The 15,000-nt window shown below is 54.9% G+C and carries 13 protein-coding genes, 1 tRNA gene and 2 rRNA genes (1 of these 16 only partly in view); 8 read left to right on the top strand and 8 right to left on the bottom strand.

All coding sequences use genetic code 11. The features are described from left to right. Positions 1–87 precede the first annotated feature (87 nt). Positions 88–1,026, top strand: coding sequence for an aliphatic sulfonate ABC transporter substrate-binding protein (locus AC3B6F_RS05080; RefSeq protein WP_489823987.1), 939 nt, complete (start codon positions 88–90; stop codon positions 1,024–1,026). Between the two features lie 45 nt (positions 1,027–1,071). Beyond that, the gene (locus AC3B6F_RS05085; RefSeq protein ID WP_489823593.1) at positions 1,072–2,235 is read left to right on the top strand and encodes an acyl-CoA dehydrogenase family protein; all 1,164 of its coding nucleotides are present in this window, start codon (positions 1,072–1,074) and stop codon (positions 2,233–2,235) included. 51 nt (positions 2,236–2,286) lie between these two features. On the opposite strand, the gene AC3B6F_RS05090 is transcribed toward AC3B6F_RS05085, so the two are convergent. The 5 genes from AC3B6F_RS05090 to AC3B6F_RS05110 are packed head-to-tail and all read right to left on the bottom strand — an operon-like array spanning position 2,287 to position 7,420. Next, complete coding sequence (locus AC3B6F_RS05090) at positions 2,287–3,894, bottom strand: rhodanese-like domain-containing protein (protein WP_489823594.1); 1,608 nt, start codon at positions 3,892–3,894, stop codon at positions 2,287–2,289. Beyond that, positions 3,891–4,487, bottom strand: coding sequence for a cysteine dioxygenase family protein (locus AC3B6F_RS05095; RefSeq protein ID WP_023944600.1), 597 nt, complete (start codon positions 4,485–4,487; stop codon positions 3,891–3,893). The genes AC3B6F_RS05090 and AC3B6F_RS05095 overlap by 4 nt, the downstream gene beginning before the upstream one ends. A 14-nt stretch (positions 4,488–4,501) precedes the next feature. Further along, a complete protein-coding gene (locus AC3B6F_RS05100) occupies positions 4,502–5,308 on the bottom strand; it encodes a class II aldolase/adducin family protein (RefSeq protein WP_023944599.1) in 807 nt (268 codons plus the stop codon). Positions 5,309–5,326: 18 nt separating this feature from the next. Next, on the bottom strand, positions 5,327–6,322 hold the full coding sequence (locus AC3B6F_RS05105) for an NAD(P)-dependent oxidoreductase (RefSeq protein ID WP_489823595.1): 996 nt from the start codon (positions 6,320–6,322) through the stop codon (positions 5,327–5,329). A gap of 3 nt (positions 6,323–6,325) precedes the next feature. Beyond that, entirely contained in the window at positions 6,326–7,420 is a 1,095-nt protein-coding gene (locus AC3B6F_RS05110) for an LLM class flavin-dependent oxidoreductase (RefSeq protein ID WP_489823596.1), read from the bottom strand. Positions 7,421–7,561: 141 nt separating this feature from the next. Here AC3B6F_RS05110 and AC3B6F_RS05115 point away from each other — a divergent pair, with 141 nt between their 5' ends. The 6 genes from AC3B6F_RS05115 (at position 7,562) to AC3B6F_RS05140 (ending at position 12,621) form a co-directional block, all read left to right on the top strand. Continuing rightward, complete coding sequence (locus tag AC3B6F_RS05115) at positions 7,562–8,446, top strand: LysR substrate-binding domain-containing protein (RefSeq protein ID WP_023944596.1); 885 nt, start codon at positions 7,562–7,564, stop codon at positions 8,444–8,446. Between the two features lie 97 nt (positions 8,447–8,543). After that, on the top strand, positions 8,544–9,230 hold the full coding sequence (locus AC3B6F_RS05120; protein ID WP_489823597.1) for a peroxiredoxin-like family protein: 687 nt from the start codon (positions 8,544–8,546) through the stop codon (positions 9,228–9,230). Further along, entirely contained in the window at positions 9,220–9,765 is a 546-nt protein-coding gene (locus AC3B6F_RS05125; protein WP_489823598.1) for a flavin reductase, read from the top strand. Before AC3B6F_RS05120 ends, AC3B6F_RS05125 begins: the two co-directional genes overlap by 11 nt. Positions 9,766–9,788: 23 nt before the next feature. Beyond that, positions 9,789–10,862: an ABC transporter substrate-binding protein gene (locus tag AC3B6F_RS05130; RefSeq protein WP_489823599.1), complete on the top strand. Its 1,074-nt coding sequence runs from the start codon at positions 9,789–9,791 to the stop codon at positions 10,860–10,862. Then, entirely contained in the window at positions 10,862–11,857 is a 996-nt protein-coding gene (locus tag AC3B6F_RS05135; RefSeq protein ID WP_489823600.1) for an ABC transporter permease, read from the top strand. Before AC3B6F_RS05130 ends, AC3B6F_RS05135 begins: the two co-directional genes overlap by 1 nt. Next, a complete protein-coding gene (locus AC3B6F_RS05140) occupies positions 11,851–12,621 on the top strand; it encodes an ABC transporter ATP-binding protein (protein ID WP_034880920.1) in 771 nt (256 codons plus the stop codon). The genes AC3B6F_RS05135 and AC3B6F_RS05140 overlap by 7 nt, the downstream gene beginning before the upstream one ends. Positions 12,622–12,992: 371 nt before the next feature. On the opposite strand, the gene AC3B6F_RS05145 is transcribed toward AC3B6F_RS05140, so the two are convergent. The 3 genes from AC3B6F_RS05145 to AC3B6F_RS05155 form a co-directional block, all read right to left on the bottom strand. Next, positions 12,993–13,069 (bottom strand) — tRNA-Met (locus tag AC3B6F_RS05145). A 49-nt stretch (positions 13,070–13,118) separates the two neighbouring features. Further along, positions 13,119–13,233: ribosomal RNA gene (rrf, locus tag AC3B6F_RS05150) — 5S ribosomal RNA — on the bottom strand. An 80-nt stretch (positions 13,234–13,313) separates the two neighbouring features. Then, positions 13,314–15,000, bottom strand: a 23S ribosomal RNA gene (locus AC3B6F_RS05155) (it continues 1,049 nt past the right edge of the window).

Raw genomic sequence — 15,000 nt, forward strand, 5'->3', positions numbered from 1 at the left:
AATTGTTCTTGAACAGCCCTGCCATCAGTCTGGAGACTTTCCTGCTGCGTGCAGGATATAGTCCCCGGTTCTGAACGAGTTGTTTTCATGGTCTCTGCAAGAATATTCCTGCCCTTCATGGCGGCACTTCTTTTGGGCACCTCTTTCGCTCATGCAGAAGATGCTCTGATCGTCGCTGATCAAAAAGGTCAGCAAAAAGCCCTCCTTGAAGCCGCAGGACAGGACAGGAACTTGCCCTACACGCTCCGATGGACCGAATTTGAAGCCGCTGCGCCACTTTTACAGGCCCTGGCGGCCAACGCCGTGGATACGGGCATTGCAGGAGACGGGCCTTTCCTTTTTGCATGGGGGGCGCATCTCCCCATCAAGGCAGCATTTCTGGTGCCGCCTAGAGGCGGAGGGGAATCTACGGCTGTAGTCACGGCAAACTCCTCCCCCATTCACAAGGCTGCGGATCTGTCCGGCAAAAAAATAGGAACGGGCAAGGGATCAATAGGTCACTTGCTGCTACTGCGCCTGATTGCTACGGGCGCCATTCCCGCCCCGGCCCCTCATATCGTCTTTCTTGCACCTGCTCAGGCCAAGGCAGCCCTTGATACGGGGCAGATTGATGCCTGGTCCACATGGGAACCGTATGTGTCTCTTGCGGTCGTCGAGAGCCATGCACGCAACGTAGTCGATGGCCGCGATGTCATGCCCAACAACAGCTTCTTTGTCGCGACCAATGAAGCTCTGGCCACAAAACGCGCGCAACTGGCAGATTTCTACAAACGCATGACAGCCGCCTACGCATGGGGAACGGCCCATCAGACCGAATATGCCACCATTCTGGCACGCCAGACCGGTTTACCCCTTCCTGTCGCAACGGCCGTAGCCAAACGTCTGATTGCCGCTCCTGCGCCGTTAACGCCAAACGTCATCCAACAGGAACAGACGACGCTGGATGCCTATCGTTCTGGCGGTTTTCTTAAGGACGCCGGGAAGCTGGAAGATGCTTTCGATCTGAGAGTTTCCACCCTCCAATAAATACGTTTTAATATTTGCCAGCTCGAGGAAAGACGGAGAACCGCCATGGGTGAAAGTCCATTTTCCCCAACAACCAACACCGCCGCCACAGACAAGGTTCTCGACGAACTGGTTCAGGTCTTTGCCGAGCGCGCTCCACGGTATGATCACAGCGGCAATATCGCGATCGAGAACCTGCGTGATCTTCAGGAAGCAGGTTTCCTGGCACTGGCATTGCCAAAAGCGGCAGGGGGAGAAGATATTTCCCTTCGTAGCGTGACACGGATCATCAGCCGTCTTGCACAAGGTGATCCATCAACCGCCCTCATTCTGGCAATGCAGTATCTTCAGTCCGGCGCCTTTGCACAGTCGCCTCAATGGTCAGACGAGGTAAAGCAGGAACTGTACGAGAGCATTCTTCAGGAAGGCGCCCTCATCAACGCTCTGCGCGTGGAACCGGAACTTGGCACGCCTGCCCGCGGTGGCCTCCCCGACACGACTGTCAGCCGGAACGGTTCGACATGGCGCATTTCCGGACGAAAAATCTTCTCAACCGGCTCAACAGCCCTTCAATGGGGCGTTGTCTGGGCAAAAACGGATGATGCCGAACCCAAGGTCGGCCCGGTTCTTGTTCCACTCGACCTGCGCGGCGTGCGGATCGAGAAAAGCTGGCATCAGCTAGGGATGCGCGCAACGGGAAGCCACACCATCGTCTTTGACAATGTGGAAATTCCGGAGCGTTATCTGGGCCTGCTGGAATCTTCGCCCGCAAAAGAGAACGGTCCAGTCGCGATTGCAAGTTGGCATGCGATTGTCATTGCAGGCCTCTATAATGGGATTGCCGTCGCGGCGCGGGACTGGCTGATAGCATTTCTTCACAGTCGCGTTCCTTCCAACCTCGGAACATCCCTGGCAACACTCCCCCGTTTTCACATCCTGCTAGGCGAGATCGATGCTCTGCTTCTGTCCAATGAGGCTTTGATTAACCATACCATCACGCTCGCGGAACAGGGTACGCAAAGCGATACCCGCGCCGGACTGGCCAAACAGGTTGTTACCGAAAACGCCATTGCCGCCGTCAGCAAAGCAGTCGCCGCTATCGGAAACCCCGGTCTGAGTCAGGACAACCCACTGGAACGACATTATCGCAACGTCCTGTGCGGTCGCGTCCACACACCACAGGGTGACAGCGCCCTTCTGGCAGCCGGGCGAGAGGCACTGAAGGTTTAGCATAAAAAAACCGGCGACCATGACAGTCGCCGGGAGAAGTCATCATCGTCTTCAGATGTTTTCCAGAACTCTGAAGCCGTGAGTTCCATCCTCCTCAAGCTGGGCAACCAGCCCGTACTCCCAGTCCAGATAGGCCTGCATCGCCTCTGCCGCATTGTCCGTGCCTTCATAAGGCCGTTTGTAGACATCATCCGGTGTGGAAAAGACCTGCGAATCATCCAGCCCGGTTTCAAGCGCATAACCTGCCGCCTGCCAAGCCTCCGTTCCTCCCTTCAAAACACGAATGCGACGGCTTCCGCCAGCAAGATCCGGCGCTGCCAGATGAGCAGCAATACCATTCGGGGATACCAGAACGATCTCTTCAGCCCCACGAATGACCGGATGAGACACCAGATCCGGGCGAATCACGAACCGCGCACCTGGAATATGTCCCTTTCGAAACACCGGACTCGTGGCAAGATCCAGCACCAGAACATCGCGCTCCTGAAGGCGCTCATGCAGTTCTACAGCAGAAATCGTTTCCACGTCTGGCAAGGGCTGTGAAAGCAAAGGCGCTTCCTGTCCCGTTTCAAATGGCAGACCATTCCATTTTTCCAGGACGTAAACTTCGTTCCATCCCAACTGCCTGAGCCAGTGCCCCGTCATTCTGGCACGAACCCCATCATCATCCGTCAGAACAATCGTTCCATGCCGGACACCGACCCATTCATCCGTTGCCTGCACAAGCTGGCCGCCTGGTGCAGAACGGAAACCCTTCAGATGCCCTTCCACGTATTCTTCAGGCGAACGGACATCCAGCCGATAAACAGTCCGCTCCGGATCAGCCAGAAACCTTTCCAGACCGTCCGCCGTAACAGACCGAACACCTGTCCGTTCCGCCAGAAGTTCCGCACGGTCCCGCGCTGCTTGCTGGTTCTGCTCCGAGACGTCTGCTCCTTTACGGGCTGCACCATGTTCGAGCGAAAGCCCTTCCAGCGTCCAGCCAATTGTACCGTTTCGCAGTGCAAAAACCGGGTTGGGTATTCCAGCATTGACGAGAGACTGCGTGCCAATAATGGATCTTGTCCGTCCAGCACAATTCACAATAACCGTTGTTTCCGGCGAAGGCGCAATATCCCGAACCCGCAACGCCAGTTCACCCCCCGGAACGGAACGGCCCCCGGGAATGGACATGACATTGTACTCAATGAACCGTCTTGCATCGAGAATAACGAGATCATCGCCGCGCTTGATCCTGTCATGAACCTCACGCGCTGGCAGGGAAGGTGTGTGCCGGACATGTTCGACGAGTTCGCCAAAGGCCTTGGACGGGACGTTCACATCAATGAAGATCTCACCCCCGGATCGTTTCCAGCCTTCCAGACCGCCCTCCAGCGCCGAGACGCCCGAATATCCAAGAGACTGAAGCAAACGGACTGCTTTCGCCGTACGGCCTTCGCCGTTGTCATACACGACGATAGGAGCATCCTTGCGCGGGACCAGTCCGACAATGCGCTCCTCAATACGCCCAACAGGCAGATTAACAGCAAAAAGCGGATGAGCAGACGCAAACGGACCTTCTTCACGAACATCCAGGAGTGCGATTTCAGCGCCGTTTTTCAGGCTCTGCCGGACATCTTGCGAAGAGGTCACGGGCAGAAGATTTGTAATGCTGTTCATGCAGCCTTGCTCCTGGAACGATCCCAGAGATTGGGTACATCCTCGCTCGAATACCCGGAAATGAAGGCTTTTTCAGTACCACTGGCCTCATCGTAAACAGCGCGCGAAACGCCACCGATATTGGCCCCATACACATGGATGGAAATGGATGTCTGGTCCGACAGGGCATTGGCCACGAGATGATAGTCGTTCACCCCAGGCGCCAGAAAGGCGACTTCACCGGGTTCAAGAAAATCCGTTTCGCCTTTTTCAAAGCTCCCGTCATCCCTGCGCGTAAACTGCGTTTCGCTTTCTTTACCCCGAAGCATTCCAATCAGCCCCCAGACGCGATGATCGTGCAAAGGCGTTTTCTGTCCCGGCCCCCAAACGAAACTGACGACAGAAAACCGCTCCAATGGATCACAGTGCAGGAGATACTGGCTGTAGCGTTCCGGATGTGGCCGGGTATAGGTTTCGGGTAGCCAGTCGTCGCGCGAAACAAGGGTCTTCAACAGGTCCGCGCCCGCTTTCTGAATCACCACAGCATCAGATGACGTCTCGAAAAGACGCGTGAAACCGGAAACAAACTCTCGTAATGGCTCAATATTCGTCATGGATTTCGTGGTCCTTAATCGAGAAGATCCGGTTCAAGTGCAACGATCCAGTCCCAGAGAGGCTGGAACGAATAATAGGCGCCCTGTGCCGTACCGACCTGACTGGCAGTCAGGCGGGCAACATCCGGAGCGATAGGCTTTAATGGCCCCGCGGCCTGCGCCAGAAGCTGGGTATGGGCAGCGTTATCCATGGCCAGAAACCACCATGCCACGGCTTCAACAGTCGGCCCGGCGGTCAGAAGACCATGGTTCTGAAGGATCAGAGCTTTCCGGTTTCCCAGCGTTGCAGCCAGACGATCCCCCTCACTGTCATCCAGAACCACGCCGCTGAACGGATCAAAGACCGCGTGATCCTCGTAAAAAGCGCAGGAATCCTGTGTGATGGGGAGCAGTTCAGTCCCTAACGCAGAAAATGCCTTGCCATATGTGGAATGGGTGTGTGCCGCAGCGATTACATCCGGGCGCGCACGGTGCAACGCCGAATGAATGGTAAAGCCTGCCGTATTGATCGGACGCTCCCCAATCAGGATATTCCCTTCATGATCCACAAGTTGAAGATCAGAAACCTTGATCTGCGAGAAATGCACAGCAAGCGGATTGATCCAGTAGCGGTCCGGGAACTCAGGATCACGAGCCGTTACATGACCGGCAAGTCCCTGATCGAAACCATAGCGTCCAAAGAGCCGAAACGTCGCGGCAAGCCGCTGCTTGCGGTGTAACCGCTCTTCCTCAAACGTCGCTGCGGGTTGGCGAGGCTGAAGGCGGTGTGTCCGTGCACGAACTTCCTGCAGGGACGAGATGTTATGCTGTGTCGCACTCATGGGTTTTTCCTTGAGAAATCAGTATCCACGACTCAGATCCAACCGGGCTTCCAGCGGCCGTCCGTGAAGAAAATTTTCAAAATTTCGGGTGATACGCTGCCCCAGACTGGCCAGAACATCTGGCCCGGACCAGGAAATATGCGGCGTCAACCGAATTCTGGGGTGAGTATAAAAGGGGTGCCCAGCAGAAGGAGGCTCTGGCGCTGTAACATCCAGCGTCGCTGCTGCGATACGTCCGTGGTCGAGACTACCCAGAAGGGCTGTTTCATCTATCAGCTTTCCACGCGCCACATTGACGAGATGCAATCCGGGCTTTGCCCGCGCCAGAACATCCGCGCCCACGATCCTGTTCGTTTCTGATGTCAGCGGCAGAGCCAGCACCAGATGATCGGAGCGTTCAAACAGGGTTCCAAGATCAGAAACCGGCTGCACCCTTTCTCGCACGGCCTCCCCCTCCGCCCAGGCACTTCTGCGCCAGACGAGAACGGTCATGCCAAAACTCTGAGCCAACCGGGCAATTTCCTGCCCGATGGCCCCATATCCAGCGAGACCAAGCGCTTGCCCCGCCAGCGATCCCAATGGTGCGTCATGCTTGACGGCAGAAGCCTGCTGAACCCAATCGTCGGGAGAGGAAGGCTTGAACGTTTCAAATCTCTTGGTCTGAGCCAAAAGAGCAAGAAGGACGTACTCAGCAATTGGTCTGGCCGCATTGCCGCGACCCGTCGTAATTTCGCGCCCCTGAAGCAGCCATTCTGGAAAACCATCCACGCCAGCCGACGCAATCTGCACCCAGCGAAGCGAGGGATTCCAGTCAGCGGGCGGGGCCTCGGGAGCATTCCGCCATGCCACAGACGGACCTGTCAGCAGAATATCCGCCTCGCCCGTATTCCACGGCTCGGAAACATCCCTGCTCTGATCCACCACCTGGATACGCTCACCTAATCCAGAAAGGATATGGCCAATTTCCGGCCCAATCTGGTTAATGACCGTCAAGACTGTTGAGGCGCTTGCCATATCTCAGGCAACCTTCTGGCCAGAGAGCTGGTCTTCTTTTGCAACCAGTTCGCGAACACGCGGCAACAGGTCCCGCCCATAATCATAGGCATCCACCAACGGATCAAACCCACGAATCAGAAAGGTCGAAATTCCCAGACGATAGTAATCCAGGAGGGCTTCGGCCACCTGATCGGGCGTTCCCACCAGCGAAGTGGAATTACCCTTGGCGCCTGTCAAAGCGGCAATTCCCGTCCAAAGGCGTTTGTCTAACCTTGAACCTTGCTCGGCCGCAGCCAGCAGACGGCGGGACCCCTCATTCGGGATAATGGCAGAACGGGTATATCCCGTCTTTTCCTGAAGGCTCTTTGCCTTCTCGAGAATAGCCTCCGCTTTGGCCCAGGCCGCCTCTTCAGTTTCAGCCAATATGGGACGGAGAGAGAGCGAAAACCTCAGGTTACTGCGCCCTGCCTTCTCCGCCGAGGCCCGAACACGGGAAACCGTTTCACGAACCTGATCGTAGGTTTCTCCCCACAAAGCATAAACATCAGCCTGCTCCCCGGCGACGGCAATGGCTTCATCCGAAGAGCCTCCGAAATAAACCGGAATAGCGTCTTTCTGATAGGGAAGCACGCGGGACTGGGCACCGTGCACAGTGTAAAACCTGCCCTGATAATCAAACGGCTCCCGACTACTCCATTCCCGACGCACAATCTCAAGATATTCACGGGTTCTGGCATAACGCTCCGCCTTGACGGTGTGATCCCCGTCAGCTTGGAGCTCCGTATCATTCCCACCTGTAATGATATGCACAGCCGCCCGCCCACGACTGATCTGATCCAGTGTTGCAAACTGGCGCGCCGCCAGAGTCGGCGCTGTGAAGCCGGGCCTATGCGCCACCATCAAACCCAGCTTTCGCGTCGTCGCGGCAACATGCTGAGCCACCAGAATGCTTTCGGGTGAATTGGAATGGAATGCGATCAACACCCTATCAAAATCGCCATTTTCATGAATTTTTGCGGCTGTTTCGATATGGACAAGATCAATGACTGGCCCGGTAGGGGAAATAATCTCGGAATGGTTCTGGCTGTTCACGAACCCGATAAATTCCACAGGCATGGCCGCCCCCTAGAAAGACTATAGTAAATTGTTGTATTGACAATATACTCATTTTCTTACGTCATAATTCAAGCAAGAAACGCAAATACAACACTTTTGCATGGTTGATTACAACCATGCCTCCAGCTACGGAGCGCTGCTATGTCCAACACGTCCCTTCCCCAGCGCATGGCACGCAATGTTCCAACCGAGCTTCTACGGTCTTTCGTTGCCATCGTGGAAGCTGGTTCCATGGCACAGGCAACCGAGACAATCTTCCTGACCCAGTCTGCCCTGAGCTTGCAGATGAAACGTCTGGAAGACGTCCTCCAACAAAAACTGTTCCGCCGGGATGGGCGAAAATTGGTCCTAACGCCTGCGGGCGAAGAACTTGTGGCCTATGCAAGGCAACTCCTCGCCCTCAACGACCGAATCATGCACAAACTCGGAGATGTTTCAGAGCCGGAACCAATCACGATTGGTATGGTGCAGGACTTTGCTGACACCATTCTTCCGGATGTTCTCGCGCGCTTCCGGCTTGAACATCCCCGTTGCAGGCTGACCGTCCGCGTTGGTGGATCAGCAGAATTACTGGAAATGTTTGATCGCTCCCGGCTGGATATCGTGCTGTGCCTCGGCCAACATGGAGACCGGCCCAATTCTTCCTGGCGCATTGTTGGACATGACAGAATGGTCTGGATCGGAGATCCGGGCGTTCTGGATCAGTCTGAGATTCCCCTCGTTCTTCTTGAACCTCCCTGCCGGTTCCGTGAGGCCGCGCTCAGGACCCTCGCAAAAGCGCGCCGGGACTATCGTATCGTGCTTGAAACGCCTCATCTCCCCGCGATGCGCGCCGGCGTCCGCAGCGGGCTTGGAGCAAGCTGCAGGACGCGGCGTTTTGCTGCATCAGAAGGACTGTCCATTCTGCCAACGGGCATCCTGCCAGAAGTCCCGGAGATCGAAACCATTCTTGTCCAGAGAAACGGCTTGCCGGAAGCCGCTCAGGACCTTGCTGAACTCCTGACACAGGCAACCGCAGATCAATGACCGGGCGCAAATGGCCTCATAAAAAAAACTCCTTGGAAACCGCATGGGATTGTCCCGCATGGTGGGTCGATCAGGTCACCCTTGGGATCTTATGAGCATGAGCATTCTCTCTCCTTCTCTCCAAAGCCGCTATGAAGCCGTTGAGGCAGAACGTCGCAGAACATGGTCCCCTGACGCTCTGGCTGGGAATATCGCGCAGCGGGAAGCTCTTGTCCGGGCACACCCCGAAACGACGCATGTTCAAACAGGCGACGTTCTTTCGCCCTATGCGCTTGTGGACGCAGAAGGTGCCACAGTTTCGCTTGACGACCTGACATCTGCAGGACCAGCTGTGCTGGTATTTTTCAGGTTCGCAGGTTGTCCAGCATGTAATATTGCACTGCCCTATTATGCAGAGACGCTGGCGCCCATTCTAAAAACCGCAGGCATTCCGCTGGTCGCGGTCTCCTCACAGCCTTTCCCAGAACTTGACAGTATCAGAACGCGGAACAGCTTACCTTTCCCTGTCCTGAATGACCCCCAGCTAACACTGTCTCACGCTCTGGGCATTACGTATCTTTTTGATGAGGCTGCACAAGAAGCCGCTATCGCCAAAGGGGGGCGAAGCGAAGCTCTGAATGGAACGTCCCGCTGGGAGCTTCCAAAACCCACCGTGCTCGTTCTCAGTCCCGGTCGCACCGTAAGCTTTGTCGATATCTCGCCGGACTGGATGCGCAGGACCGAAACCCCTGTCATCCTGAAGGCTCTCGGACTTGAAAATAAAGACGTTTCTCATGCCGCATGACACCGCAGCCCTGCTGTCACAAACAAGCTTTGGCGCACCAGCCGTAAGTCAGGATCTGTTTCGGGAAGCCATGAGCCTACTTGGTGCGCCCGTGGTTCTCGTCACAACTGATGGCCCCGGAGGACGTCAAGGGTTGACCGTTTCTGCTATCAGCAGCGTCAGTGATACGCCGCCTACAGTGCTGGTCTGCCTTAACCGCAGCAACCGCTCCCATCAGGCATTTTTGAAGAATGGTGTCATCGGCATCAGCGTTCTGTCGCCCGTTCATCATGAGTTGGCGCGCATCTTTGCCAGCCGTTCTGTAGAGCCTGATGCGAAGTTTGCACAAGGAAACTGGGTTATTGGCGATACAGGATCAGCCCTGCTCTCAGACGCCCTTGTCACACTTGATTGCGACATTGACGCCATTCACAGCGCAGGTACGCATGATGTGCTGTTCTGTGCCGTAAAATCCATTTCCACCAGCGCAGATGCCGACCATGGACTCGCCTGGTTCTCCCGCGATTTTCACCATTTGCCCGTCAAACGGGCCTGATCGATTTTTCAGGATAACTGTCGATGTCCAATGCGTTTCATCCCTCACGCCGTACGGTCCTGACTGGCTCTCTGGCAAGTGCATCCACTTTAAGCATGCATGGGCGCGCCTTCGCGCAGGCTATGGATCATATGGATATGGGAGGAGCACAAACGCAATGTCAGGCTGCCGGACCTGCAATCGTCGAACCCGTTCCAGGCCCCCCTCGCAACCTGACAATCGCGTGGAATGAAGCCTCGATCTGCACCGCAGCCGTCCCTGTGGCGCAGGAGAAAGGGTTCTTTAAAAAATACAATCTGAATATTGATTACATAAATTTCGCAGGAGCGACTGACCAGCTTCTTGAGGCTCTTTCAACCGGCAAGGCCGATGGGGCACCGGGCATGGCATTGCGTTGGCTTAAGCCACTTCAGCAGGGTTTTGATGTCAAACTCGTGGCAGGGTTACACGCTGGTTGCATGTATCTCATGACGGCGCCATCCACAGGTATCAAAACGCTTGCGGACCTGAAGGGCAAGACCGTCGGCGTAACGGATATTGGCGGTCCAGACCGTAATTTCTTCAGCATTCGCCTGAAAGAAGCCGGGATCGACCCTGAAACAGACGTACAATGGAGGCAATTCCCAGCAGATCTGCTCCCTCTTGCTCTGCAACGTGGGGACGTTCAGGCTATTTCAGATGCCGATCCGTTCTCTTATCCCCAGCGACGCCAGTTCGGGCTGATTGATGTCGATAACAACATGAAAGATGAATGGGCGCATCTGACATGCTGCGTCATCGGATTACGCGGCAGTCTTATCCGCAATGAACCCAAGGTCGCTGCCGCAGTCACACGAGCGATTATGGAAGCTGGTGCCTGGCTGGCCTGCAACCCAGAGGAAGCAGCCACAATTTTCCAGCCTTATGCCCCTAAAGCAAATATCAAGGATCTGGCGGCCATGCTTCAGATGCAGGGACACCACCATCAGACATTGACCAGTAATTTCAGGCAAGAAATTGTCCGTTACGCTGAAGCCCTCAAACAAATTGGTGTTTTCCGCCCCTCCCTGAACACTGAACGCTATGCAGAACGTGTCACGCAGGATCTGTTCAGCTGATGAGCCATACACAGACTACGCGGGGCCACTCCGCTACTCTGACATCCTCTTCAGAAACAATAAAACCCAGATTCAGACTCACCCAACTCTGGAGTTGGGCCGCAGGGCCTGCATGGCTGCTAGCCGCGCTGGTGACATGGAAATGGCCAGACGCGGACGATTTTCCTGCTACCCAGCAGTTCGCAATTTTTCTGCTGGTCATCGGTCTCGTTTTGGTAGCACTCGGAGCGACAGGACGACTGAAAGATCGTGCTCCCTGGGCCTTGGTTCTGGGAGTTGGATTTGGAGCATGGGAGCTTGTTCAAGCAAAGCTTCTGCTTCTTCCACGGCCGTTTTTCGGAACGCCGCAAGACCTGCTTGACGTTTTCCTGACAGACTGGAAACGCCTTGGAGACAGTCTCGTCCATTCCCTTCTTCTACTTGCCGGAGGATACATCCCTGGCTCCATTCTCGGAATTATCGTAGGTCTTTCTCTAGGGCGCTCCCATCATGTTCGTTACTGGGTGCGCCCGGTCATGCGAGTTATTGGTCCCTTGCCACCAGTCGCACTTTTGCCACTGGCATTCGTGGTCATCCCATCAACACGTTGGGCGGGTGAGGCTCTCATGGCACTTGCGGCAGGGTTTCCGGTTGCTGTTTTGACATGGTCCGGTGTATCCGCAGTCGATCCTGCCTATTATGATGTCGCCAGAACAATGGGAGCGAAAGACCGCTTTCTGGTTCTGCGCATCGCACTCCCAGCCGCAACACCACAGATTTTTGTCGGACTGTTCATGGGATTAGGTGCGTCTTTCGCAATGCTCGTCGTGGCGGAAATGCTCGGTGTAAAATCAGGACTGGGCTTTTATATGCAATGGGCACAGGGATGGGCTGCTTATCCAAACATGTATGCTGCCCTGTTTGTCATGTCTCTCATGTGCACGACACTTATGACCGTGTTGTTCAAGATCCGTGATCATCTCCTCAAATGGCAGAAAGATGGCCTGAAATGGTAAATTCTACTCATCCAGAGCCCCCCCTTGGTCTGACATTATCTCACATTCATCACAGCTACGATTTGCCTTCAGGTCCCCGACTGGTTCTGGATGATGTCAGCCTTGACGTAGAACCGGGAGAGTTCATAGCCCTGATCGGACCATCCGGATGCGGTAAATCTACACTTCTTCGACTAGTCGCAGGTTTGGAAGCCCCTGATGCAGGAGCACTACTCGCAGATGGCAGGCCAATTACAGAACCTGATCCCAGTCGCATCATCATGTTTCAGGACCCAACGCTTTATCCATGGCGTACAGTGCGCGGTAATATTTCCTTGGGTCTGGACATTCGAAAAGAAAAAGACCCCGAAGCGATTGATGCTGCCATTCGCCTTGTAGGCTTGGAAGAATTTTCCGGAGCATGGCCACATCAACTCTCGGGTGGGATGGCGCAACGTGTTGCGCTGGCGCGTGCGTTGATCAATAACCCTCGTCTTCTTCTTTTGGATGAACCTCTTGGCAAGCTGGACAGCCTGACACGTCTTGCGATGCAAACTGAACTTTATCGCCTCTGGAGGTCTCAGGGCTTTACAGCGCTCATGGTCACTCATGATGTTGAAGAAGCCCTTCTTCTGGCGACACGTGTGATTATTTTCAGCCCTCGTCCAGCACGCGTCATCGCCGATCTCCGTATTGAAGACGCTCAACCACGAGACCGAGACAACCCAGCCCTTCAGAAATTAAGAACAGAAATTTTAACTCAATTGGAAGAAGCGATGTTCTGATTTTATTCTTATCTAGCCAGCATACGTTGCGCTTAGCATGATAGAAAGGTTCGCGTGCTGGTTATGAACTTGCTGCAGTTTACCTTTACTGAACTGCAGTCCGACGTGCCTAGATTCAAAGAAGCTATCTCTGTGTCACGTACGCCTTCGTTTATCAGAACTCTCAAAACGAACTAAAAAGATTTATCTCCCTTCCTCTCCCCCAACGAGCCCTGTGAGCTCTGAGTTAGTGTTATGTTCTTAAAGCTGGTGTGATGGAAACGTGCGTGATTGCCTGGCCTTCTTTTCGAGGGTCGGGCCGCAATGAGACGACTGATATGACGCGGCAACATCTGCATCAGCGGTCGATTTGTAGGGATTTATGATGGGATTGGTTGCGGGGGCAGGATTTGAACCTGCGGCCTTCAGGTTATGAGCCTGACGAGCTACCGGGCTGCTCCACCCCGCGGTGGTATGTATGATGTTGGTTTTTGGGAGGATTGTGAGTGGGCTGGGGGACCTGGCGGCGACCGACTTTTCCGCACCTTGAGGTGCAGTATCATAGGCGCTGAGGGATTTCACGGCCGAGTTCGGGATGGGATCGGGTGTAGGGCCCTCGCAATGGCCACCAGGTCTTCCAGCCCACCCAGTCTTTTTGAGAGTGGGTGGAGGTTGGTGTTTTATGAGTGTGGCTGATTTCTGTGCATGTGTTTGATGTGAGGATTATGAGCGATTAGGACCGGTTAGCTGCATGCATTACTGCACTTTCACACCCGGCCTATCGACGTGATGGTCTCTCACGGCTCTATGAGACCTTGTTTTGAGGTGGGTTTCCCGCTTAGATGCTTTCAGCGGTTATCCCGTCCATACTTAGCTACCCGGCTGTGCCACTGGCGTGACAACCGGTGCACCAGAGGTATGTTCATCCCGGTCCTCTCGTACTAGGGACAAATCCTCTCAAGTCTCTTACACCCACGGCAGATAGGGACCGAACTGTCTCACGACGTTCTAAACCCAGCTCACGTACCACTTTAATCGGCGAACAGCCGAACCCTTGGGACCTGCTCCAGCCCCAGGATGTGATGAGCCGACATCGAGGTGCCAAACCTCCCCGTCGATGTGGACTCTTGGGGAGATCAGCCTGTTATCCCTAGAGTACCTTTTATCCGTTGAGCGATGGCCCGTCCACGTGGGACCACCGGATCACTATGGCCGACTTTCGTCTCTGCTCGAACTGTCATTCTCGCAGTCAGGCGGGCTTATGCCATTGCACTCGACAGCCGGTTTCCGACCGGCCTGAGCCCACCATCGCGCGCCTCCGTTACACTTTGGGAGGCGACCGCCCCAGTCAAACTGCCCACCATGCAGGGTCCCGGACCAGGCTTACTGGTCTCGGTTAGACATCAGAAAAATTCAGGGTCGTATTTCAAGGGTGGCTCCACCGGTGCTGGCGCCCCGGCTTCAAAGCCTCCGACCTATCCTACACAGGATTTTCCTGATGCCACTGCAAAGCTGCAGTAAAGGTTCATAGGGTCTTTCCGTCTGACCGCGGGTACCCCGCATCTTCACGGGGAATTCAATTTCGCTGAGTCGATGCTGGAGACAGTGGGGAAGTCGTTACGCCATTCGTGCAGGTCGGAACTTACCCGACAAGGAATTTCGCTACCTTAGGACCGTTATAGTTACGGCCGCCGTTTACCGGGGCTTCAATTCAATGCTTGCACATCTCCTCTTAACCTTCCGGCACCGGGCAGGCGTCAGGCCCTATACGTCATCTCACGATTTCGCAGAGCCCTGTGTTTTTACTAAACAGTCGCTACCCCCTGGTCTGTGCCACCCAATCATGGTTGCCCACGGTTGGGTCTCGTTTATCCCGAAGTTACACGAGCAATTTGCCTAGTTCCTTCAGCATCGTTCTCTCAAGCGCCTTGGTATTCTCTACCAGTCCACCTGTGTCGGTTTCGGGTACGGTCTATACGCCAGAGCTATTTCCTGGAATGATCAAAAAGCCTGTTCAATCCGTTAAGGACAGACAACATTTCTCATTCGTCACTTCTGGCAGGCCTAGGAATATTCACCTAGTTCCCATCGACTACGGCTCTCGCCCTCGCCTTAGGGGCCGGCTCACCCTGCGTGGATTAACCTTGCGCAGGAACCCTTGGACTTTCGGCGACAGTGTTTCTCGCACTGTTTGTCGCTACTCATGTCAGCATTCGCACTTCCGATATCTCCAGAGGGGGTCACCCCGCCTCCTTCGCAGACTTACGGAACGCTCCGCTACCGCGCATTCATAAGAATGCACCCACAGCTTCGGCACGTGGCTTGAGCCCCGTTACATTTTCGGCGCAGGGTTTCTAATAGACCAGTGAGCTATTACGCTTTCTTTAAAGGATGGCTGCT

It is taken from the genome of Gluconobacter sp. ESL1110, from assembly GCF_058107395.1.